The sequence below is a fragment of the Haloarcula sp. S1AR25-4 genome (genome assembly GCF_031624555.1).
GTDB classification, from domain to species: Archaea; Halobacteriota; Halobacteria; order Halobacteriales; family Haloarculaceae; genus Haloarcula; species Haloarcula pellucida.
This window is the reverse complement of record NZ_JAMQOR010000001.1, coordinates 489294-511831: the sequence shown is the minus strand read 5'-3', so window position 1 is coordinate 511831 and position 22538 is coordinate 489294. Positions and strand designations below refer to the sequence as shown.

At 65.2% G+C, this 22538-nt stretch carries 15 protein-coding genes; 8 read left to right on the top strand and 7 right to left on the bottom strand.

Features of this window, described 5'->3' with window-relative positions; genetic code table 11:
- Position 1 precedes the first annotated feature (1 nt).
- Positions 2–1207, bottom strand: a complete 1206-nt coding sequence (locus NDI85_RS02680; protein ID WP_310915521.1) for an ABC transporter substrate-binding protein — start codon at positions 1205–1207, stop codon at positions 2–4.
- 313 nt (positions 1208–1520) lie between these two features.
- Between NDI85_RS02680 and kdgK1 the strand changes: the two genes are divergently transcribed.
- The 3 genes from kdgK1 (at position 1521) to NDI85_RS02665 (ending at position 5392) form a co-directional block, all read left to right on the top strand.
- Entirely contained in the window at positions 1521–2480 is a 960-nt protein-coding gene (gene kdgK1, locus NDI85_RS02675; protein ID WP_188994880.1) for a bifunctional 2-dehydro-3-deoxygluconokinase/2-dehydro-3-deoxygalactonokinase, read from the top strand.
- A 119-nt stretch (positions 2481–2599) separates the two neighbouring features.
- A complete protein-coding gene (gene pyk / locus NDI85_RS02670) occupies positions 2600–4363 on the top strand; it encodes a pyruvate kinase (protein ID WP_310914824.1) in 1764 nt (587 codons plus the stop codon).
- Between the two features lie 57 nt (positions 4364–4420).
- Positions 4421–5392 carry an ROK family protein gene (locus NDI85_RS02665; RefSeq protein ID WP_188994884.1) on the top strand — a complete coding sequence of 324 codons (972 nt, stop codon included), beginning with the start codon at positions 4421–4423 and terminating at the stop codon, positions 5390–5392.
- A 127-nt stretch (positions 5393–5519) separates the two neighbouring features.
- Here NDI85_RS02665 and NDI85_RS02660 read toward each other — a convergent pair whose 3' ends face one another.
- The 4 genes from NDI85_RS02660 to NDI85_RS02645 all read right to left on the bottom strand — a co-directional run bounded on the left by NDI85_RS02660 (position 5520) and on the right by NDI85_RS02645 (position 12039).
- Positions 5520–6695 (bottom strand): Cdc6/Cdc18 family protein, encoded by a 1176-nt coding sequence (locus tag NDI85_RS02660; protein WP_188994886.1) that lies wholly within the window; start codon positions 6693–6695, stop codon positions 5520–5522.
- 59 nt (positions 6696–6754) lie between these two features.
- Entirely contained in the window at positions 6755–7831 is a 1077-nt protein-coding gene (locus NDI85_RS02655; protein WP_188994888.1) for a hypothetical protein, read from the bottom strand.
- A 3-nt stretch (positions 7832–7834) separates the two neighbouring features.
- Positions 7835–9367 carry a glycerol kinase GlpK gene (gene glpK / locus NDI85_RS02650; protein WP_310914823.1) on the bottom strand — a complete coding sequence of 511 codons (1533 nt, stop codon included), beginning with the start codon at positions 9365–9367 and terminating at the stop codon, positions 7835–7837.
- A 131-nt stretch (positions 9368–9498) separates the two neighbouring features.
- Positions 9499–12039 carry an extracellular solute-binding protein gene (locus NDI85_RS02645; protein ID WP_310914822.1) on the bottom strand — a complete coding sequence of 847 codons (2541 nt, stop codon included), beginning with the start codon at positions 12037–12039 and terminating at the stop codon, positions 9499–9501.
- A gap of 333 nt (positions 12040–12372) precedes the next feature.
- On the opposite strand from NDI85_RS02645, the gene glpA reads away from it, so the two are divergent.
- Genes glpA through NDI85_RS02630 form a run of 3 tightly spaced genes read left to right on the top strand, consistent with a single transcriptional unit; the run spans position 12373 to position 16728 of the window.
- The gene (gene glpA / locus NDI85_RS02640; RefSeq protein ID WP_188994895.1) at positions 12373–14103 is read left to right on the top strand and encodes an anaerobic glycerol-3-phosphate dehydrogenase subunit GlpA; all 1731 of its coding nucleotides are present in this window, start codon (positions 12373–12375) and stop codon (positions 14101–14103) included.
- Positions 14093–15364 (top strand): glycerol-3-phosphate dehydrogenase subunit GlpB, encoded by a 1272-nt coding sequence (gene glpB, locus NDI85_RS02635; protein WP_310914821.1) that lies wholly within the window; start codon positions 14093–14095, stop codon positions 15362–15364. Before glpA ends, glpB begins: the two co-directional genes overlap by 11 nt.
- Positions 15361–16728 (top strand): anaerobic glycerol-3-phosphate dehydrogenase subunit C, encoded by a 1368-nt coding sequence (locus NDI85_RS02630; protein ID WP_310914820.1) that lies wholly within the window; start codon positions 15361–15363, stop codon positions 16726–16728. The genes glpB and NDI85_RS02630 overlap by 4 nt, the downstream gene beginning before the upstream one ends.
- A 130-nt stretch (positions 16729–16858) precedes the next feature.
- On the opposite strand, the gene NDI85_RS02625 is transcribed toward NDI85_RS02630, so the two are convergent.
- Positions 16859–17308, bottom strand: coding sequence for a universal stress protein (locus tag NDI85_RS02625; RefSeq protein WP_188994901.1), 450 nt, complete (start codon positions 17306–17308; stop codon positions 16859–16861).
- Between the two features lie 94 nt (positions 17309–17402).
- Positions 17403–20099, bottom strand: coding sequence for a phosphoenolpyruvate carboxylase (ppc, locus tag NDI85_RS02620; protein ID WP_310914819.1), 2697 nt, complete (start codon positions 20097–20099; stop codon positions 17403–17405).
- Between the two features lie 240 nt (positions 20100–20339).
- Between ppc and NDI85_RS02615 the strand changes: the two genes are divergently transcribed.
- Entirely contained in the window at positions 20340–21044 is a 705-nt protein-coding gene (locus NDI85_RS02615) for a helix-turn-helix domain-containing protein (protein ID WP_188994905.1), read from the top strand.
- A gap of 68 nt (positions 21045–21112) precedes the next feature.
- Complete coding sequence (locus tag NDI85_RS02610; RefSeq protein WP_310914818.1) at positions 21113–22537, top strand: ABC transporter substrate-binding protein; 1425 nt, start codon at positions 21113–21115, stop codon at positions 22535–22537.
- Position 22538 lies beyond the last annotated feature (1 nt).

Below are 22538 nucleotides of genomic sequence, written 5' to 3'. Positions count from 1 at the left end.
GTCAGTTACCGCCCAGCGAGCAGTTCGCCGCTGGTCCTGTAGAACACGGGTAGGCCGCCTCCCGCGTGGTGTTTATCAGATCGTAGTACCGCCCGAAGTCCTGTTGGTCCCCTGGCCGTCCTCTGACGATGGGGACCGGACGCATCGACTGGTGGTCACACGCCCGCATCGTCTGTGCGCCGATTCCGGCCCCGTACTCCCACCCTTCGAGAGCCGGGATGACCGCCTCGGGATCGAACGTTTCCGCCCGGGCCACCGCGTGGGCGTACTGGAGCGTTTGCGTATACGCGACGTGGGCCGGACCCGACGGTATCGACGACGACGACGACCCGGTTCCCCCTTCGTACTCGTTGCTGAACGCCGACCGGAACTGCTTCGACAGCGGCGTCTCGATCGACGGGTCCCAGGCGATAGTCCCGATGACGTCCTCTATAGCGCCCCCGGCCGTCTGTGCCACTGCGCGGGTATACAGCGGGATGACGACGTTCTCGTCGGGGAACGACTCCCGAACCGTCCGTACGGCGTTGGCCGCGTCCAGCCCTCGGAGGTTGAGTATCAGGACGTCCTCGCTGGCGCTGTCGATGTCGTCGATGTACTGACCGAAATCACGCGTCCCGAGTTGCGCACTCAGACTGCCGACCGGTTGCCACCCGGCGTCGCTGAGGAACCGCTCCATCAGTTGGATCTGGGCTTTCCCCCAGTCGTCGTCGGAGTACACCTGAAAGAACTCGACGTCTTTGCCGTACTCTTCGACGAGGACCGGTCGGAGCGCCTTCGCGGTCATATAGGAGTTGAACAACTCCCGAAACGTCCAGCGGTTACAGTCCGTACCGGTCAGTCTGTCGACGTGGGTCATCGTCGCCATATAGATGGTCTCCGTCTCGGCGGCCACCGCCTGATGTGCGAGTCCCGTATCGCTCGTCGCCCCCCCGGAGAGCATGATGGCGCCATCGTTTTCTATCATCGCTTTGGCCGAACGACGCGCCACTTCAGGGTCGCTTTCGGTGTCACTTACCGCCGCTTCGACGGTCTTGTTCAGTAACCCGTCCCCGGAGAGCCGTGGGAAGTACCGGTTCGAAACCCACCCGCCTCCTTCGTTGATGTGTTTGACGGCGAGGCGGTGGCCGCGGAGTTCCTCCTCGCCAGTCGTAGAGAACGGACCCGACCGTGCGACGTTGAACCCGAACGTGACCGTATCCCCAGATATTGGAAAATTTCCGACACGTTTTCCAGTCGGTGTACCACCCCCGGAACCCCCACCACACCCGGCGAGGCCGGCGATTCCCGACACTCCCACTGTTCCGAGGAAGGAGCGCCGAGAGACCGACGACTCGTTTCTCACTTGCCTCCGATTCATAGCATGATGTGTAAAATATGGGTACAAAAATCTTTGGAGATTATCAATGTATATATATCAACTGGGGAGCAGTTGCACACGAACGGAACGGTCCGTCGACCGGCCCGTATGGACTGCGGACAACTCTCGTGGATTTATACCTACCGGGCGACGAGAGGGCCATATGACTGACCTGGTCACGTTCGGAGAAACGATGCTCCGGTTGTCACCGCCGGACGAGGAACGCCTAGAGACGGCAGACCAGTACAACGTCCGGGCCGCCGGCGCCGAATCGAACGTCGCCGTCGCCGCACAGCGTCTGGGACTCGACGCCGTCTGGACCTCGAAACTCCCCGACTCTTCCGTGGGCCGACGAGTGGCCGGCGAACTCCGGACCCACGACGTCACCGTCGACGTGGTGTGGGACGACGCCGACGACGCCAGACAGGGTACCTACTACCTCGAACAGGGCCAGCCACCGCGCGGGAACGAGGTCATCTACGACCGCGCGGGTGCGAGCGTGACCTCGGCGTCGACGGCCGAACTCCCGACCGAGACCGTCGAGAGCGCGACCGGGTTCCACACGACCGGTATCACGCCGGCCCTCTCCGAGACGCTCGAAACGACGACGGCTGACCTGCTCGCTCGGGCACAGGAGGCCAACACCGTGACGAGTTTCGACCTCAACTACCGCTCGAAGCTCTGGGAGCCGGCCAAAGCGAAGGCGGTGCTGACGGACCTGTTCCCCGACGTCGACGTCCTCGTCGTCGCCCGTCGCGACGCGGAGACGGTGCTTGACCGGACCGGTGGCGCCGAGTCGGTCGCCCGCGGTCTGACAGACGACTACGGGTTCGACGTGACTATCGTCACCCGTGGGGCCGAGGGTGCGCTCGCGCTCGCCGGCGGCGAGGTGTACGAACAACCGACCTACGAGGCCTCCAGTGCACACCCGGTCGGGACCGGCGACTCCTTCGTCGGCGGCTTCCTCTCGCGGTACCTCGTCGGCGAGTCCGTCGCCGACGGGCTGGCGTGGGGTGCGGCTACCGCCGCTCTCAAGCGGTCTGTCCCCGGCGACATCGCCGTCGTCTCCCCGCACGAAGTCCGCGAAGTCATCGCCGGCGACACCGAGGCAATCACGCGCTGAAGTCGCGTGAGGGCGGCGATACTGGCGTCGTCCGGCAAGCTTCTTATCCCCTGGCTCGGTACGGACGAATATGATTCATCGAACGGTGCGTTCACGAGAGCTGTCGGGAGTATCGACCGATGCGTAGCGCGAAAATCGTCTGTACGCTCGGCCCGGCCAGCGAGTCCGTCGACCAGATAGCGTCGCTCGCGGAGGCGGGGATGTCCGTCGCCCGACTCAACGCCAGTCACGGGTCGCCGGAACACCGGCGTACGATGATAGAACGCATCCGGGAAGTCGACGACATAGTCGACTCACCGGTCGCCTCCATGCTCGACATGCCCGGTCCGGAAGTCCGGACCGCGCCGATCCGTGAGCCTATCGACCTCGTCGAGGGGTCGACCATCCGCTTCGTAGTGGGCGAAGAAGCGACCCCCGAGGAGGTCGGCCTCTCTCAGTCCATCACCAGCGTCGAACCGGGCGACCGCGTGCTCTTAGACGACGGCCGCATCGAGACCACGGTGGACCGAATCGAGGACGACGTGGTGTACGCGGACGTCGAGAACGGCGGCGAACTCGGCGCTCGCAAGGGCGTCAACGTCCCCGGCGTCGAGCTGGGCCTGCCCACCATCACCGAGAACGACAAGCAGGAACTCGACGTCGCCGCAGAGATGGAACCGGACTTCGTCGCCGCCTCGTTCGTCCGCGACGGCGAGGCCATCTACGAGATCAACCAGGCGCTCGAAGACCGCGGCGTCGACATCCCCATCATCGCGAAGATCGAGCGCGCGGGGGCTGTCGAGAACTTAGAGTCCATCATCGACGCCGCCTACGGGATCATGGTGGCCCGCGGTGACCTCGGCGTCGAGTGTCCGCTCGAAGATGTCCCCATCATCCAGAAGCGCATCATCCGGAAGTGCCACCAGGCGGGCGTCCCGGTCATCACGGCAACCGAGATGCTCGACTCGATGGTCCACTCCCGCCGACCGACCCGCGCCGAGGCCTCGGACGTGGCCAACGCCGTCCTCGACGGCACCGACGCCGTGATGCTGTCGGGCGAGACGGCCATCGGCGACCACCCCATACGGGTCGTCGAGACGATGGACCGCATCGTGCGAGACGTCGAGTCCAGCGAGGAGTACGCAGAGTCCCGCGAACAGCGTGTCCCCGCCGCGGGCAGCACCCGGACGGACGCGCTCGCGCGGTCGGCCCGGTACCTCGCCCGGGACATCGGCGCGTCGGCCGTCGTCGCCGCCTCCGAGTCCGGGTACACCGCACTGAAGGCCGCGAAGTACCGCCCCCCGATACCGATCGTGGCGTCGACGCCCAGCGAACGGGTCCGCCGCCGACTCGCGCTCTCGTGGGGCATCATCCCCATCACGACCCAGTACACCACCGACGGGGCCGACGCCATCATCCAGAACGCGGTCCAGTCCGCCCTCGATACGGAGGCCGCCGACGGCGGTGACACCGTCGTCGTCCTCTCTGGGATGATGACGGAACTCGACGGCATGAACACGGCCAACATGCTGAAAGTTCACGTCGCCGCCGAAACGGTTGCGAACGGCAGGTCCGTCGTGGACGGACTGGTGACTGGGCCGGTGTACCACGTCGAGGACGGCGACATTACCGACGTGCCCGACGGTGCCATCGTCGCCGTCTCCGAGGGGTTCGACGGCGAGTTCACCGGCGATACCACCCGCCTCGGCGGCATCATCGATGCCCACGAGGGCATCACGAGTTACGCCGCTATCATCGCTCGTGAACTCTCTATCCCGATGGTCTCGGACGCGAAGTTACCCGGCGACATGGAGGACGGGGCCGTCGTGACGCTCGACGCCGAACGCGGCGTCGTCTACGAGGAGGCTGTCGGCCGCGAACGACTCGACGACGACGCACGGTAACACGGACGTACTCGAATCTGTGTTATTAAGTAGCGGAAGGGCGACCTTCCCACCAACATGGGCGTATACGCAGGGGTCGACCTCGGTGCGACACACATCCGTGCGGTCATCGGTGACGCGTCCGGAACGTCGATAGCGTCGTTCAAGCGCGAAACGCCGCGCGGTCCGAACGGCATCGCAGTCACCGAAGCAGTACTCGATGCGCTACGCGAGGCGTGTGCCGCCGCCGACGTGGAACCGACCGACGTGAAAGCGGCCGGCATCGGTTCGTTCGGCCCACTCGACCTCGCCGAGGGCGTCGTCGAAAACCCCGCGAACCTCCCCGACACCATCGACCGCATCCCGCTGACTGGTCCCGTCGAGAACCTGCTCGGCACGTCACAGGTGTACCTCCACAACGACGCCAACGCGGGCGTCATCGGCGAGCGCTACAACTCGGACCGGAACCCGGACGACATGGTGTATCTGACCATCTCCTCGGGTATCGGTGCGGGCGTCGCCGTCGACGGCAACATCCTCAGCGGGTGGGACGGCAACGCGGGCGAGGTCGGGCACCTGACCATCGATCCCCACGGGTTCATGACCTGTGGCTGTGGCCACGACGGCCACTGGGAAGCGTACTGCTCGGGCGAGAACATCCCGCGCTATGCCACCCAACTCCACCGCGAGGACCCCGTCGAGACGGCACTTCCCATCGACACCGAGGGATTCGACGCGGCCGACGTCTTCGAGTACGCCGGCGAGGACGACTTCGCCTCGCACGTGTTAGACCAGATCTGTCACTGGAACGCTATCGGCGTCGCCAACATCGTCCACTCCTACGCACCGCTGGTCATCTACGTCGGCGGCGCCGTCGCTATCAACAACCCCGAGCAGATTCTCGACCCGATTCGGGACCGACTCGACCAGATGGTCATGTCGAACATCCCCGACATCCAGTTGACGACGCTCGGCGACGACGTGGTCGTCCGCGGTGCCCTCGCGTCGGCGCTGACAGAAGGGACCGGCGACCCGGCCAGAGGCGTCTGAGGTCGCGTTTTTCCGGTCGATACCGCTGTAACCGCTTCGGACTGAGAAAACCGAGCGCCCCTCGCTACTGCTCTGCGGTTCGCTTCGCTCACCGCGTCGCTTCGAAGGGCGCGCGTAGCGCGCCTCGCTACTGCTGCAGGTCGTAGAGCCGACGGAACACCGTCGGCGGGAACCGCGGGTCGACTCTGCTCGGCGGTCGTCCCTGCCCGCTCTGTGCCTCGGACTGGACGCGTTCGACGACGCCGGCCTCGGCCATCTCGTAGAGGAATCGCTTGACCGTCCCGGCCGAGAGGTCCACGGCGGGCGACCCACCGATTGCCTCCGTCGTCGCGGTGACCGAGGAGCGTTCCTCCGGACCGAGGTCGACCAGTTCGCGCAGGACAGCCTGTCGGTTCGGCGGCAGTGAGAGTACGACGCCCAGCGAGACACAGGGGTTCGGTATCTCCTCGAACGCCGCTTCGACGTCGGCCGGCGTCAACTGCGTCCGTCCGGCTTCGGTCGCCCGGTCGGTGGCGATAAACAGCGCCGCGAGTGCGTCGTGCGCATCGCCGTCGGCCCACTCGGCGATGTCGCGGGCCAGCCCGTGGTCCAGCGCTTGTTGTGCCAGCCCGACAGACGACCGCGTCATCAACACGTCCACCAGCATCTGGCGCTGGTAGTGGTCGACGTGAATCGATTCGGCGGTGTACTCCGTGAGCACCGTCTCGGTCGGGTTCAACCGACCGATTGCCATCCAACTGACGTTGCTCGGCAGGCCGGCGAAGAGGTCCACGAGGTCGCTCTCGCTGGTGCTTCGTGGCTCCCCGACGTGGTCGACGGTGACCACGACGCCGGTCCGGGTGCCGCCCAGTACCTCGTGCAGGCGCGACCGGAGCGTCTCCGTCCCGACGCCGTGTTCGGGCACCGACTCGTCGACGAGTGCATCGAGTACCGCGTGGTAGAACGCGAACTCGCTGGTGGTCTGGCGTGCGTCAACGTAGACGAACGCCGGGGAGGTCGGGGACTGGGCACGGGTGCTGGTGTGGATGACCGCCCGGTTCTCCGTGGGGAGACGTTCGAGGTGTGTAAAGAGCGCCGTCACGACCGCGGACTTCCCCGACCCCTTCGGACCGTAGACGTATGCGTTCGGCGGCAGTTTGCCGTCGAAAACGGGGTCGAGGTGGTCGAGCAGTCGCTCGAGGACGGGGCCACGGTCGGCCGGTTCCTCGATGTGGGTCACCGGAGACAGCGACTCGTAGTCTTGAACCAGCCGCGGCTCGTCGCCACGGCGCTGCCGACGCTTGATTCGCGCTTCGATATCCATGCTTTAGTTCGGGTGTTCGGTATGTACCGCTCGTTCTGGGAAACAAAAAGGCGTGTGACTTACGGCAGCGGGATCCAGACGGACGTCGGGAAGACGCCGACGATGGCCAGCACGCCGATGATGAACGTCGCGATGACGATAGCTGCCGCGGGTGGGTCAAAGTGGGTGTCAGAGTGCGCATAGAAGATACGCTGGACGACTTCGCCAGCGAGTGCGCCGATGAGTCCGAACACCGCTGCGGCGATTATCTGGACCGGTTCGCCACCGAGGGGTGCGACGGCGAGCGCCGCCGTGCTGGCGGGCAAGGTCATGTGGTGGGTGACCGGAATCTTCTCGACGCCGAGGTTCAGGAACGTCAGCGACGCCGCGGAGATGCCGAACCCGAGGAACGCGCTCCCGGTGACGATAGCGATCCAGCCGCCGAGCAGGCCGGCGACGATGCCTATCGTGGCGACGTTGGCCCACTTGTACTGGTGGGGGAGCCACGGTTCGACGGCCAGACGCGTGGCGCTGACCGTGCCGCCGTCGGTGGCGACGCGCTCTTCACCCTTCTCGAAGGGCGACATGTCGAGGACGTTGCGGTTGCCGGCACCCACGATGGGGTAGCCAAAGACGAGTCGGTGGGCAACGGCCGAGAGGACCACGGCGATTGCGATGGGGTCCCACGGCGCGCCGATGGCACCCGAGACGCGAGTGATGACGAGACCGAGGATGCCAAAGAGACCACCGACTGCGAGGATGTCCGGGCGGGTGCCCAGCGCGTACGCGATGTCCTTCGCGGGGTGGTAGTCACCGTCGGCCGGTTCCGGGAGCCCATCGTTCTTCGCGGCGTAGGCGGCCGCCGCCGCACCGGCCGCAAAGGAGATGTGTGGGCCAAAGACCGGACCGAAGGCGATAGAGCCAGTGACGCCGACGCCGATTTCGCCGGCGGGGATATCCGAGACCGTCCCGAGTTCGGCGACGAGGATGTTCACCGCCTCACCAGCGATGACCATGAAGCCGGTGAAACAGAACGCCGGCAGCGCCCCGATAGCGGCCCCGAACGCGCCGCCCGCGAAGGCGGCGAGCAGGAGCGCGATGAAGCGCGGCACTTCGACGCCGAACAGCGGAATCTGAAGGAGCAGGTCGGCCGCCATCCGTTACTCCTCCTTGGCCCAGTCCAGCGAGCGGTCGACGGCGTCGTCCCACCGGCTGTACAGTTTGTCGACTTCGTCGGCGTCCTTCTCGGGGCTGAACTCGCGGTCGATCTGCCAGTTATCGCGGAGTTCGTCCACGGTGTCCCAGTAGCCGACGGCCAGACCCGCGGCGTAGGCAGAGCCGAGCGCGGTCGTCTCGTCGACTTCCGGACGGGCGATGTCCGTCTGGATGATGTCGGACTGCAGTTGACAGAGGAAGTTGTTCTTGACCGCACCGCCGTCGACGCGCAGCGACGTCGTCTCGACGCCGGAGTCGGCCTCCATGGCCTCGGCCACGTCACGCGTCTGGTACGCGATGGATTCGAGGGTGGCACGCACGATGTGTTCCTTCCGGGTCCCACGCGTCATGCCGACGATGGTCCCGCGGGCGCGGCCGTCCCAGTGCGGGGCGCCGAGGCCCGTAAAGGCCGGCACCATGTAGACGCCGTCGGTCGAATCGACCGAGCGGGCCAGTTCCGCCGTCTGGGCGGCGTTGTTGATGAGGTCGACGTCTTCGAGCCACTCGATGGCGGCACCGGTGATGAAGATAGCGCCCTCCAGCGCGTACTGGACGGGTTCGCCGGACATCTGGAACCCGATGGTCGTCAGGAGGCCGTGGTCGGACTTGACGGCCTCGGTGCCGGTGTTCATCAGGTAGAACGACCCAGTTCCGTAGGTGTTCTTCGCGTCACCCTCGTCGAAACAGGTCTGGCCGAACAACGCGGCCTGCTGGTCGCCCAGCGCGCCCGCGACGGGAATCTCCTCGCCGAGGAAGCCGTCGGGGTCCGTGGTCCCGTAGTACTCTTCGTCGGAGGACGGACGGACCTCCGGCACCATGGACTCGGGCACGCCGAACTCGTCTAAGAGTTCGTCGTCCCACTCGAGGTCCCGGATGTTGTACAGCATCGTCCGGGACGCGTTCGTGACGTCCGTGATGTGGTTGCCAGTCAGGTTGTAGATGAGCCACGCGTCGATGGTTCCCATGAGGAGCTCGCCCGCTTCGGCGCGGTCTTTGAGGTCCTCGCCGCGGGAGGCCTGCATCTTGAGCGGCTCGGCGTTCTCGAGAATCCACTCGGTCTTCGTCGCAGAGAAGTACGCGTCACACTCGAGGCCGGTCTTCTCCCGAATCTCCTCGACCTTGCCGGCTTCCTGAATCTCCTCGACGCGGTCGGTCGTCCGGCGGTCCTGCCAGACGAGGGCGTTGTGGACCGGCTTTCCGGTCTCTTTGTCCCACACGACGGTCGTCTCACGCTGGTTCGTGATGCCCAGCGCCTCTAGCTGGCTGGCTTCGAGGCCGCCCTCGTCGAGGCCGCGCCTGACGACTTCCTGCGTGTTCTCCCAGATTTCGAGCGGGTCGTGTTCTACCCAGCCCGGCTCCGGGTAGATCTGTTCGTGCTTCTCGTACGCGTTGGCGACCACCTGACCGCTGTGGTCGAATACCATGAAGCGCGTACCGGTCGTACCTTGGTCGATCGAACCGACGTATGTGTCTGCCATTGGTGTGTTCTCCGTTCGGGCGAGTCTTGTTTATCCAAGACTCCGCCTTGTGAGTAAACAATATAGTGAATCATTATAAAGATTACTCACAATGCCGGGCCGGAGATAAAAAATACGAAATGATTCTTCTTTCACTTCGACGCGTACGTTCGGAGTCGTTTCTCTACCCGCTCGTTGACGCGTGCCAACTCCTCGCTCACTTCCTCGACGTTCGTAATGTGGTCGATACCCTCTTCTATAATCGTCCGCACGCTGTCGAAGGGACCTATCTGGGCGCCGCGGGTCGCCGTCGTGTCCGTCGTGGCGACCAACTGGTCGAACGCGGTGGTGTAGTGCGGGTTCTCCTCGAACCACCCGTCGGACCGTAGCTTCGGAATCGCCGCCTCGCTGACCGGGAAGTACCCCGTCTCGCGGTGCCAGCGCATCTGCTGTTCCGGTCGGGTGAGCCACGTCAGGAACCGACTGACCGCGTTCTGTGTCTCTCGGGGCAAGTCGTCGCTGACCCACAGCGACGCCCCGCCGACGAGGACACCGGTCCGCTCGTCCTCGACCGGGAGCCTCCCGGTCCCGACGTCGAAGTCCGCCCCAGACTCGATGGCCTGTAACGACGACGAGGACCCGACGAGCATCGCGGCTTTTCCGTCGTGGAACGCGTTCCTCGCCTTGCCCCGGGCCTCGATGCCGGGGTCCAGATAGAGGCCGTCGTCCGCCATGCCGACCCACCACTCGACGAGCGACTGGCCGAACTCGCCGTCGAGGTTCGCCGACCGTGGCACGCCGGTACGGCCGTTCTCGTTGTCCACCAGCAGTTCGTCTGCCTCCGCGAACCACTGCTCGACGAACCACGAGTAGTTCGCGAACGTGATGCCGTAGTCCGCGTCGGTCTGTGAGACGAGTTGCTCGGCGGCGCTGCGGACCGCATCGAACGTCTGGGGCGGCGAGTCTGGATCGAGCCCCGCTTTGCGGAATCCGTCCCGGTTGTACGCGAGGACGGGGTTCGATGCGTTGAACGGGAGCGACTGCAACTGGCCGTCCATGCGGTAGTAGTTCGAGACGGGGTCGAGGAGCGAGTCGATGTGGTCCGACGGGAGCAACTGTCCGACGGGCACGAAATATCCACTCTCGCGTGCGCGCGTGCTGCCGATCTCGAAGATCTGCGCGATGGTGGGGCCGGCCCCGGCAGCGGCGGCGTCCAGCGTCGCTTCGAGCGTCCCGCGATAGCTCCCCTTCGAGGTCAGCGAGATGCTGATGCTCTCGGTCTCCGATTCGAACTCGCTCGCGAGCGATTCGAGTACCAAAGCCTTCTCGCCGCCCATCGCGTGCCAGAACTCGACGACGGTCTCGTCCGCGCCCGCCGTCGACTCCGCTCCGGCGAGTTCGAACCGGTCGAGGGTGCGCTCCAGTGACTCGGCCCGTTCGGTGAGCGTCGAGACCCGAGTCGAGACCTCGGCTAGTTCCGTCGTCTGTTCCTGTGCGGCGTCGGCCGCCGTGTCTGCCTCCTCGGCGGTCCGGTCGCTGATCTCGCCGACTTCGTCGACCATCGAGACGACTTCCTGGGTCGACTGGGCCTGCGTGTCGGTCGCGTCGTCTATCTCCTGGACGCTCGCGTCCACGTCGTCCACACGCTGGACGACGGCGTCGAGTTCGTCGAGCGCCCGGTCGACGGCCCCGTGCGTGCTCTCGACGGTGGTCCGGGTGTGGTGCATCTCCTCGACCGTCGCCTCGGCGTGGTCGTGTACCCTGTCGATGGAGGACGCTATCTCGTCGGTCGCCCGCTTCGTCTCGCTGGCGAGATTCTTCACCTCGTTGGCGACGACGGTGAACCCGTCTCCCTCGGCCCCGGCGCGTGCGGCCTCGATGTTGGCGTTGAGCGCCAGTATGTTGGTCTGGTCCGCGACGTCGGTGATGAACTCGACGATGTCCTCGATGTCGGTCATGAGTTCGTTCAGCCGTTCGACCTTCTGGGCCGTCTCCTCGGCGTGCCTCGTCAGTTGGTCGAGTTCCGCCATCGCGTCGCCGGCGGCTTCTTGTGCCGTCGAACCCCGACTGCTCGCCTCCGTCGAGGTGTCGGCTACCTCGTTGGCGGACGCGGCGATTTCCTCGATAGTGGCCGAGAGACTCCGCATCTCGTCGGAGATGTCCTGAATGCGCTCGCTCTGGGTTCGGGACCCCGCCGAAATCTCGTCGACGGCACCGCTGACGTCCCTGCTGGAGCCTTTCACGCTATCGAGTCGGTCGTCGACCCGTTCGGTGGCCGAAGAGACCTGTTCGCTGAACGACGCCATCCGGTCGACCGTCTCGCGCCACTCCGAGACGAGGTCGTCGTACGCGTCGTAGAGGCCCGCTGCGCGGTCGGTCGGTGGCGTCCCGGGCGTCGCAGTGAGGTCACCGTCCGCGTTCGCCTCGGCGACGGTCGCCAGTCGCTCGACGGCCGCTTCGAGGTCGTTCCGTCTGGCACGTTCGGCTGCGAGTTCGGCTTCGAGACGCGCTATCTCTCGTGTCGCGGCCGACTTTGGCTCGGTTGCAGTCTCGCCGACCGAGTCGTCGGCCGCGGTTCCCGATTCGTCGGCGTCCGTCGCCGAGTCGTCGGCTCGACGGTCCGAGCGGTGGTCTGCCGTCCCGCCGTCGGTTTCGACGGCTGGCTCGCTCCGGAACGGGTACCTGTCAGTCATACCTGTTTGTCCTCCCGTGTCTCGAATCCTACCATGTTAATCCGTGCCTCAGTAATCAAACATAATCGTATATAATAGTTACTGGTAACGCCGTGCCAGTAGTAATAATGGTGTGGTTGCCGTACTCACGACCTCATCTGGGCGAATTTTCTCGTTTTAGGCGCTTAGAGCGCGAAATAGTCTGTCGGGGGTCGACGTCGGGGTGAGACGGACTATGCGTGTCTACAACTCACACAACAGCCGAGACGATCATGATTACCAATAAAATTTACTGGCGAACCCCGGTTCAACGGTAAAATAAAGTGGGTGCGCTCCAAAACGCAGGTATAACATATGGTATCGACACCACACATCGCCGTCATCGGCGGCGGTTCGACCGGCGTGGGCATCGCCCGTGACCTCGCGATGCGAGGGCTCGACGTGACGCTCGTCGAGCAGGGGAACCTCACACACGGGACGACCGGCCGGATGCACGGCCTGCTTCACAGCGGCGGGCGATACGCCGTCTCCGACCAGGCCAGCGCCACGGAGTGTATCGAAGAGAACCGCGTCCTCCGGGATATCGCCAGTCACTGCGTCGAGATGACCGGCGGGATGTTCGTCAAGCGCCCCGAAGACTCCGAGGAGTACTTTCAGGAGAAGTTACAGGGGTGCAAGGAGTGCGGTATCCCCGCGGAAGTCGTCTCCGGCGAGGAAGCCCGGCAGATGGAGCCACACCTCGCGAAAGACGTCGAGAAGGCCATTACGGTCCCCGACGGGGCTATCGATCCGTTCCGCCTCGTCGTCGCCAACGCCGCCAGCGCACAGGAACACGGCGCGCGCATCGAGACGCACTCGAAGGTGACGGACCTCCTCGTCGAGGACGACGAAGTGGTCGGCCTCGAAGTCGAACACGCTTCCGGACCGGGCAAGCGCGTCCACGGCACCGAGGGCGGCACCGAGGCGATCCGTGCGGACTACGTCGTCAACGCGACGGGCGCGTGGGCCGGTCGTATCGGTGACATGGCCGGCCTCGACATCGCCGTCCGCCCATCGAAGGGCGTGATGACCATCATGAACGTCCGACAGGTCGATACGGTCATCAACCGTTGCCGGCCGAAGGGCGACGCCGACATCGTCGTCCCCCACGAGACGACGGCCATCCTCGGGACCACGGACGAGGAAGTCGAGGACCCCGAAGACTACCCCGAGGAGCAGTGGGAGGTCGACCTGATGATAGAGACGCTGTCGGAACTGATTCCGATGCTCGAAGAGGCCCGGACGATTCGCTCGTTCTGGGGCGTCCGACCGCTGTACGAACCCCCGGACGTCGGCAGCGAGGACCCGACCGACATCACGCGGGACTTCTTCCTGCTGGACCACGAGGAACGCGACGACCTGCCGGGCATGACGAGCATCGTCGGCGGGAAGTTCACCACCTACCGGATGATGGGCGAGCAGATTTCCGATCACGTCTGCGGGAAGTTCGGCATCGACGCCGCGTGTCGGACCGCAGACGTTCCGCTGCCCGGCAGCGAGGACTTCTCTGTCCTCCGGGACTACATGGACGAGTTCGGCCTCCGGTCGCCCATCGGTCGCCGGAGCGTCGAACGACTCGGCTCCCGGGCCGACGAGGTACTGAAGACGGACGGCCCGAACCCGACTGTCTGTGAGTGTGAGGGCGTCACTCGCGCCGAGATTCAGGACGCCATCGGGCAGTCCGGCTCGGACCTCAACGCCGTCCGTATTCGCACTCGCGCCTCGATGGGGAACTGTCAGGGCGGCATCTGTACCCACCGGATGGCCAGCGAACTTCACGGCGAGTACGACGAGAGCGTCGTCCGCGACGCGTGGGACGAACTACTGCAGGAACGCTGGAAGGGCCAACGGCACGCCCTCTGGGGCGAGCAACTCTCACAGGCGGCGCTGAACTACGCGCTGCACGCGACGACCCAGAACCGCGACAACGACCCCGCCGGAGGGGACCCGGTCGACTTCGCCGCGTTCGACACCGGCGTCGACCACACCGGCGATTCCGGCCCGGCCGACGTCGCCGCCGACGGGGGGACGCCCGATGGCGATTGAGTCAGAGGTTCTCGTCGTCGGCGGTGGGCTAGCCGGTCTCTCAAGCGCCCTCGCGGCCGCACGCGATGGCGCCGACGTCCGCCTCGTCTCCTACAAGCAGAGCACGCTCCGGCAAGCGTCCGGGCTGGTCGACCTCCTCGGATACACGCCCGACGGGGAGGGCCCACTGACCGACCCCTACGCCGCGATGGCCGACCTGCCCGCCTCTCACCCGTACCAGACCGTCGGTGTCGAGACGGTCCGGGAGGCGATGGCGATGTTCGACGAGGTCAGCGGCTACGAGGGCGGCCACACCGACACCAACGCCCTTCTGCCCACCCACGGCGGGAGTATCAAACCCACCGCCCGCTACCCGCGCGGCGCGGCGGCAGGGCTGGCGAGCGACGACCGGGACACCCTGCTGGTGGGCATCGAGGCCATGACGGACTTCGACGCGCCCCACGTCGCCGACCACTTAGACGCTGTCGGCGTCCCCTTCGACGTGCGCGGCGAGACCATCCGGTTCCCGGGCGACCTGCGAGCGGACGCGAAGGTCACCCGCTACGCGAAACTGCTGGACACGAACGGCGAGGTAGCGGTGCGCGGTCGAAAGGTGCCGGCACGCGAGGCGCTGGCCCAGCGAGTGAACCCACTCGTCGACGACGAGGAGCGCGTGGGCTTCCCCGCGATTCTGGGCGACGACAACCCCGGTGCCATCCGCGACGCCCTCGGCGACCAGATGGGTGTCGACGTGTTCGAGGTCCCGATGGGCCCGCCGTCCCTGCCGGGCCTCCGACTCGAAGACAGACTGTTCGAGGCGTTGGACGAGAGCGGCGCGAGTTTCGAGACCGGGAACCCCATCGTCGACTTCGATGGTGACGGGCACGTCGAGCGCGTCTTCATGGAGAAGAACGGCGCTCGAATCCCGCTCTCGGCCGACCAGTACGTCCTCGCGACCGGCGGCCTCGTCGGGAAGGGCGTCGAGTCCGACCGCGAGGGCGTCAGCGAACCCGTCTTCGACTGCCACGTCCCCCACAGCGACGACCGGTACGACTGGTTCGACACGGCCGCCTTCGGCGACCATCCGTTCGCCGGGTTCGGCGTCGAGACGGACGACGACCTGCGACCGCTGTCCGCGGACGGCGACGTGGAGTTCGACAATCTTCGGGCCGCGGGCAGCGTCCTCGGCGGCTACGACTTCGCGGCGGAGAAATCGGGGAGCGGCGTCTCGATTGCGACAGGCTACGCGGCGGGCGCGAGCGCCGCAGCGGAGGTACGATGAGCGACGCACAACCTACAGACTTCGACCCAGTGGAACCGAACACGGGCGAGGACTTCGAACCGGTCGAAGTGTTCCCCGACAGCGACGATTTCGACCTGCGGCCGGGTGCTGACTCCTGCTATAAGTGCTCGGTCTGTGATACGAACTGTCCGGTGGCGGAAGTCGACGACGACTTCCCCGGGCCGAAGTTCCAGGGCCCCGAGCAGTGGCGCCTGAAACAGACCGACGACGGCTACGAGATAGACGACTCCGTCATGTCGTGTTCGAACTGCATGCGCTGTGACTCGGCCTGTCCCTCCGGTGTCCCCCTCAGCCAGATGCACAACACCGCCCGCGGGGAGTACGTCGAAGAGCAGATGGACAAACTCTCCGTCGAGTACGTCCGCAACCGCATCCTCTCGAACTACCGCCTGTCGGCCAGCATCGCCAGCAAGGTACCCCGACTGGCGAACTTCGCGATGAACTTCGGGCCGGCCCGCTGGGTCATGGAGAAGACGATGGGCGTCACGAGTGAGCGTGACTTCCCCGAGTTCGCCCAGCAGACCTTTCGCGAGTGGTGGGCCGCCCGCGGGGGTGCCGACGCCTCCCGAGAGAACGCGATAGAGAGCCGCGAACGCCGCGGCGAACCGGCCGACGCCGACAAGAAGGTGGCGTACTTCCACGGCTGTTACTCCAACTACAACACGCCGGAAGTCGGCAAGGCCATGGTCCACGTCTTCGAGCACTTCGGCTACGAAGTCGTCGCCCCCGAACAGAAGTGCTCGGGGACGCCGATGTTCGCAAACGGGATGCTTGACGACGCCCGCCGGCACGCCGAGGTCAACGTCTCCTCGATGTCGGACCTCGTCGAACAGGGGTACGACGCCATCGCGTCCTGTACCTCCTGTTCGATGGCGCTCCGACAGGAGTACCCCGAACTGTTCGACATCGACGGCATCGAGGACGTCGCGTCGAACACCTACGAGGCCATCGAGTACCTCCGCATCCACGAGGACGTGAAAGGCGAGATAGAGTCGGCCGAGGTGTCCGGCGAGCTGGCCGAGGAGTTCGCCTACCACGCGCCGTGTCACGCCCGCAATCAGGGCCTCGAACGGCAGGCCGTCGAACTGTTCCGCGACCTAGACGGCGTCGGCGTCGAGGACGTCGGCGACTCCTGTTCGGGCATCTCCGGCACTTACGGCTGGAAGGAGGAGAAGTACGAGAAGTCCATGGAGATCGGCGACGAGATGTTCGAGCACATGGAACACGCCGAGGGCGAGACGGGCATGACCGAGTGTCCAACCTGTGCGATGCAGATGGAACACGGCACCGGCTACGAGATTCGACACCCCCTCGAACTCGTCGAAGCAGCGGTGGTCGAGTAACGGAACCGGCCGTCGGATCGGCGTCGGTCCCGGCCTCGTTTTCACACCGCCGACGGCCGTGCCGTCTCGACAGTGCCGTAGCTACGCTGTCGTCACGTCCAGAAACAGTGGTAGAACGATTCGAGAGCGGTTACTCGCCGCGAACGAAGGTGACCGGGCACGGCGCGTTGAGCATGACCTCCTGTGCGGTCGAACCGAAGACGGCCTTTCCGGTCGGGGAGCGCTTGCGACCGCCGACGACGACGAGGTCCGCACTGACCTCCTCGGCGAGGTCGACGATCTGTTGGCCGTGGTTACCGACGGCCCCGCGGACGCTGAGTTCGATACCGGCGTCGTTGAGTCGCTTTTCGAGTTCCCGGACGGTGGTGTGTCGGTCGGCGACCTCGTCGGGGTCGGCCTCGGCGGCGGACTCGAACTCCAGTCGGTCGACGACGTTCTCGTACTCGTCGTCGGTGAAGACGTGGGCAATGACGACCTCGGCCCCAGTCGGGCCGGCGATGTCGGTGACTGTCGCTGCGAGTTCGTCGATACGGTCCTTGTCGTTCGGGCCGACGGCGAGGAGAATCTTCTGAAGTGCCATAGCGGGAGTCCACAGGGGACCACAGTAAATGCTTCGGTGGATACAACTGGTGTTGTTAGCGATTGACAATCGGAGAACCGTGGTCGCGGGCGGGTTATCCGGTGTTTTTCATCCCGGCCGCGATACCTTGCACCGTCAGGCGGAGCGTGCGCTTTTCGGTCTCCGTCAGGTGCGACTGGGCGAGTAAGCGGACCTGCAGGAGGTTCAGCGGATCCACGTAGGGGTTGCGGCGTTCGAGGTTCTGTTCCAACCAGTCACGGGCGAGGAGACCGTCGCGGCCCGTGATGTCGAGGACGAGGTCGACCGTCTCCTCGTACTCGGACTTGATTCGCGGGAAGATGCGCTCTCGCAGGTCGTCGTCGGCGAGGTCGGCGTACTGCTCGGCGATGTCCATCTCCGTCCGGGCGAGCGCGAGCGACGCGTTGTCTATCTTCGTGCGGAAGAACGGCCACTCCTCGTACATCTCTTGGAGCGTCTCGACGTCGCCGCCGTCCTCCAGATAGGCGTTCAGCCCCGTCGCGATGGAGTACCAGCCGGGGATGATACAGCGGGCCTGCGTCCACGAGAACACCCACGGGATGGCCCGCAGGTCGTCGACGCTACGGTCCTCGCTCCGGGAGGCCGGACGCGACCCCATGTTGAGGTTCTCGATGACCGTGATGGGCGTCGCCTGCTCGAAGTAATCGACGAAGCCGTCGGTCTCCAGCAGATCCTGATACTCGTCGCGGGCGGCGTCGGAGGCCGTCTCCATGGCCTCCATCCACTCGTCGGGAATCTCCTCGACGGGTTCGTGCATGGAGTTGTGCCGGGCCCGAACCTGCGCGTTGAGCATCTGTTCGAGGTTGCGCTCGGCGATGTCGTGGTTGGCGTACTTCTCGGCGATGGCCTCGCCTTGCTCGGTGAACTTGATCTGTCCGGTCACCGTCTCGTTGGGCAGGGCCAGCATCGCGTCGTTCATCGGGCCGCCGCCGCGGGAGATGGAGCCACCGCGACCGTGGAACAGGCGCATCTCGACGTCGTAGTCGTCGGTGATGTTCGCCAGTCGCTTCTGGTTGTTGTACAGCGACCAGTTGGCGGCGAGGAACCCGTTCTCCTTGTTGGAGTCGGAGTAGCCGAGCATGATCTCCTGGACGCCGTTGCGGGCCTCAAGCGCCTGCGAGTAGGCCTCGTTCTCGAACAGCGTCCCCATGATGCGGCGGGCACCGGAGAGCGCGTACTCCGATTCGAGCAGCGGGACGATATCGAGGCCGCAGTAGCCGGGCAGGTCGACGATGCCGACCTGATCGGCGAGGAAGAGGACTTCCAGCACGTGACTGGACTCCTCACACCAGCTAATCGCGTAGGTGTCGATGGCGTCGACACCGAACTCGTTTTGCCAGTCGGCCGTCTCGCGGAAGCGACGGAGGACGCGGGCCGAGTCGTCCGAGAGTCCGTCGGTGTCTTCCGTGTCGATGACGGTGCCGTCCTGCAGGATGGCCTCGGTGAGGAACTCGACGCGTTCGTCCTCGTCCATCCCGGCGTAGTCGATGCCCTGTCGGTCGACGGCCTCCGCGATGGCGTCGGTGTGCATCTTGCGGTGGTCCCGCAGGTCCAGACTGGCAAGCGAGAAGCCGAACGTGTCGACCTTCCGGATGAGCGGGTCGACGTGGGACTCGGCGATGACCTCGGCGTCGTTGTCGCGGAGGCTCTCGGCGATAGCCCGGAGGTCCTTCAGCAGTTCCTCGGGCCCGTCGTAGCCGCCCTGTCGTACGTCGCTGACGCGCAGTACCGACTCGCGCATCAGTTTGAGCTTCTGGCGGTACGGCTCGTCGGGGTACCGTTCTTCGGCCTCGCTCGCGACGCCGGGCAGGCGCTCCTTGTGGTCGCTGAGTCGCTCGTCGAAGGTGGCGTCGGTCGTGATGTTCGAGGCGTCCTGACTGAGGACGCCGGAGAGTGACTTCAGACGGTCGCGGTAGAGCGGGAGAATCGTATCACGCTGTCGTTCCAGCGTCTCCTCGGTGACTTCCGGCGTGACGAAGGGGTTGCCGTCGCGGTCCGACCCGGCCCACGAGCGGAACTCGTACAGCCGCGGAACCTCGACGTCGCCCTCGTACTCCTCGTCGAGGGCGCGTTCGAGTTCGTCGTACACCTCGTCGATGACGTCGAAGAGGACGTTTTCGAGGTACCACTGGACGTTGAGCGCCTCGTCGGTGACCTCCGGGCGGCGGTCACGGACCTGTGGCGTCTGCCAGAGGCTGGTGACTTCGGCGTCGAGGTCGCGCTCGATACGCGCCTCCTCGCGGTCGGTCAGTCGGATCTCGTCGAGCGCTTCGAGGTCGTTCGCGACCGAGCGGAGTTTGGCCTTGACCGTCTTCCGACGGGCCTCGGTCGGGTGAGCGGTAAAGGTCGGCTGGATGAGGACGTCGTCGAGCACGTCGGCGACCTCCTCGGCGTCTGCCCCTCGGTCGGAGAGTTTCTTCACCGCGTCGAGGACGCTGTCTTCGAGGACGCCCTCCTGACTCCCCTCTCGAATCTCGCGGACGCGCTGGCGCTCTTCTGCGAGGTTGATGAGTTCGAAGTAGGTCGTAAACGCCCGAGCGACGATGTCCTGCATCTCGGGGTTGAGACGGTCGAGGGTCTGTCCGACGTCCGCTCGCGTCTCGGAATCCCCGCGTCGGTACTCGATAGAAGCGGTCCGGATTCGTTCGACAATCTCGAACGCCTCGGTCGACGATTGAGCCTCGAGAACGTCACCTAGGAGTTCGCCCAACTCCCGCACGTCCTGGTTTATCTCTCTGGCGTGCAAAGTCATACCAGTCCCTCCCGAGTGGAGGCCTAAAACACTATTGAAACGGGGTGGCACAGTTCCCTCGTCGTCCGTGTTCGTTCGTGATGGAATCCCGGATTCGGACCGTCGACCGAGTGAAGCTGACAGTCCGTTACACAATCCCGGGAGAGAGTTCACAGTTCGTGCCCGTAACGAATAGTCACACACAAAGGAAGAATTATTTATACGTGTGGCGAGTGGGTTATGAGATAACGTACCTGGTCAATGATTGACATCGCCATGGACATGGAACAGTACGACTGCCCGTTCATCGACACGACGGCAGACCATGGAATGGCATTCGCTGCCGTTCACTGGGAGTTCGACAGCGCAAACCGCGAACTGGAGACGCGGATGGTCGTCGAAGCGGACGACGGGGACGTGCTGGATACCGGCCTCGATGCGCTGCGGACCCACACCAACATGAACGACGTCGCACTGCTCCGTCGGCAGGGCGAGGTGGCCCACGTCCGCACAGTCATCGAGGAGACGGCGGCGATGGAGACGATCCGGAACAACGGCGGGTACATCACCGGCCCGTTCCACATCGAAGCCGGGAGCGAGGTGTGGCACGTCGGGTTCGATAGGGGACGGGACGCCGACGACACCCTCTCGGAACTGGACCGGGACAACGAGTTCGACGTCATCGAACGGTCGGCCGAAAGCCTCCCCCGATTACAGGACGTCGTCCAGAACGCCGGAGCGGCGATGACGCTCGTCGAAGGGTGTCGTGACCTCTCGGCGACGGAACGCGAGACGCTGGAGGAAGCCGTCTCGTCGGGCTACTTCGAGAGCCCTCGCGACACGACGTTGGGGTCGCTGGCCGACGAGTTCGGCGTCTCGAAGCCGGCCGTCTCGAAGAACCTCCGGCGCGGCGAGCGCAAGATGATAGAGCGGGCCGTCGAAGCGCTCGAAGATATCGACTCCTGAACGACGCCCGCCGGCGTTAACATGTTAACGTCGAACACTATGGTCATCGTTCGTGTAGATAACTCCGTATGCGAGACAAAGTAACACGGCGTCGTGTTCTCGGTTCGCTCGGGGTCGGTATCACCGGCCTCAGCGGGTGCGTAAACGAGAACGGAAGCGACGGCGGCGACGGTGGAACCGACGGCGGCGACGGCAACTCCAGCATGACAGGCGACGGCACTGCCACGGGCGACGGGTCGGACAGCACGCAATCGGTCAGTATCGGAATGCTCCAGCCGCTCTCCGGGGACCTATCGTACTACGGCAAGCAGGCCCTCTGGGGCTTTCTCTCCGGCCTCGCGTACAAGGCTGGGGAGGACCCACCCACCGACACTAGCACCGGCCAACTGTCGATGACCGTCGGCGACGTCGAGTACACCGTCTACGTCCGGGACTCGGAGTTCGCCGCCGACACGGCACAGACGGCCGCGACGAACCTCGTCGAGAACCAGCAGGTCGACATGCTGGCCGGGTGTTCCTCCTCTGGGGCGGCCAGTCGGGTCGTCACCAACGTGGTCAATCAGGCCAGCGTCCCGATGATGGTCGGCCCGGCGGCCTCGGCCGGCATCACGTCGAACAGCGAGACCTGTAGCGACCTCGTCTACCGCGCCAGCGAGAACACGGCCATGGACGCTCGCTCTGGCGGGAAGTACGTCGCCAACGAGACGGACGTCTCGACGGTGTACCTCTTCGGCGCTGACTACTCCTTTGGACGGGCCGTCGTCAACAACTACGAGGCCGTCCTGCAGGACGAGGGCGTCGACATCGTCGGCAAGCGGTTCGTCGAGAGCGGCTACGCCGAGTGGGAAGGGTTGCTCGACAACGCCGAGGAATCGGGCGCCGAGGGCGTCGTCGGCGGATTCACCGTCGCGACGCTCCCGAGCATGTTCAACGCCTTCCTCTCGGGGGAGTACTCCTACCGCGTCTTCGGGGGGTTCGCGACGCGCATCACCAACAGCGTCGTCGGCGGGACGATGCAGAGCGTACTGGGCGAACCGCTCACGAAGCAGAAGATACGGAACTCCCAACTCGGGCCGTTCACGACCCGGTACCACTGGAACCAGTACGACAACGACGTCAACGACGCCTTCGTCGACAGTTACACCAGCACCTACGGCGTCGTCCCGGACCTCTTCACCTCGGGGACGTTCACCGGCGCGTCGGCCATCCATCAGGCTATCACCGAGGGCGGGTCGACGGCCGGCGCCGACATCGCGGGCGCCCTGAAAGGCATGACCGTCACGGACACGCCGAAAGGCGAGAACGGCTACACCTTCCAGGAGTACAACAACCAGGCTCGCTCGGCGATGACCGTCGCGAACCCCATTCCGACCACCGACGAGTGGGCCGATAGCTGGGGTGCGGCCATCATGCCCGGCCAGCCACTCGCACGCATCGACGGGAGCGGGGCGACGATTCCGAGAGACAGCGACCAGATGGGTTGCTCGCTGTAAC

Bases quoted from the DNA above. Each gene is read 5' to 3' on its own strand.
- kdgK1 (WP_188994880.1), top strand. From the start codon at position 1,521: ATGACTGACCTGGTCACGTTCGGAGAAACGATGCTCCGGTTGTCACCG.
- pyk (WP_310914824.1), top strand. From the start codon at position 2,600: ATGCGTAGCGCGAAAATCGTCTGTACGCTCGGCCCGGCCAGCGAGTCC.
- NDI85_RS02665 (WP_188994884.1), top strand. From the start codon at position 4,421: ATGGGCGTATACGCAGGGGTCGACCTCGGTGCGACACACATCCGTGCG.
- NDI85_RS02660 (WP_188994886.1), bottom strand. From the start codon at position 6,695: ATGGATATCGAAGCGCGAATCAAGCGTCGGCAGCGCCGTGGCGACGAG.
- NDI85_RS02655 (WP_188994888.1), bottom strand. From the start codon at position 7,831: ATGGCGGCCGACCTGCTCCTTCAGATTCCGCTGTTCGGCGTCGAAGTG.
- glpK (WP_310914823.1), bottom strand. From the start codon at position 9,367: ATGGCAGACACATACGTCGGTTCGATCGACCAAGGTACGACCGGTACG.
- NDI85_RS02645 (WP_310914822.1), bottom strand. From the start codon at position 12,039: ATGACTGACAGGTACCCGTTCCGGAGCGAGCCAGCCGTCGAAACCGAC.
- glpA (WP_188994895.1), top strand. From the start codon at position 12,373: ATGGTATCGACACCACACATCGCCGTCATCGGCGGCGGTTCGACCGGC.
- glpB (WP_310914821.1), top strand. From the start codon at position 14,093: ATGGCGATTGAGTCAGAGGTTCTCGTCGTCGGCGGTGGGCTAGCCGGT.
- NDI85_RS02630 (WP_310914820.1), top strand. From the start codon at position 15,361: ATGAGCGACGCACAACCTACAGACTTCGACCCAGTGGAACCGAACACG.
- NDI85_RS02625 (WP_188994901.1), bottom strand. From the start codon at position 17,308: ATGGCACTTCAGAAGATTCTCCTCGCCGTCGGCCCGAACGACAAGGAC.
- ppc (WP_310914819.1), bottom strand. From the start codon at position 20,099: ATGACTTTGCACGCCAGAGAGATAAACCAGGACGTGCGGGAGTTGGGC.
- NDI85_RS02615 (WP_188994905.1), top strand. From the start codon at position 20,340: ATGATTGACATCGCCATGGACATGGAACAGTACGACTGCCCGTTCATC.
- NDI85_RS02610 (WP_310914818.1), top strand. From the start codon at position 21,113: ATGCGAGACAAAGTAACACGGCGTCGTGTTCTCGGTTCGCTCGGGGTC.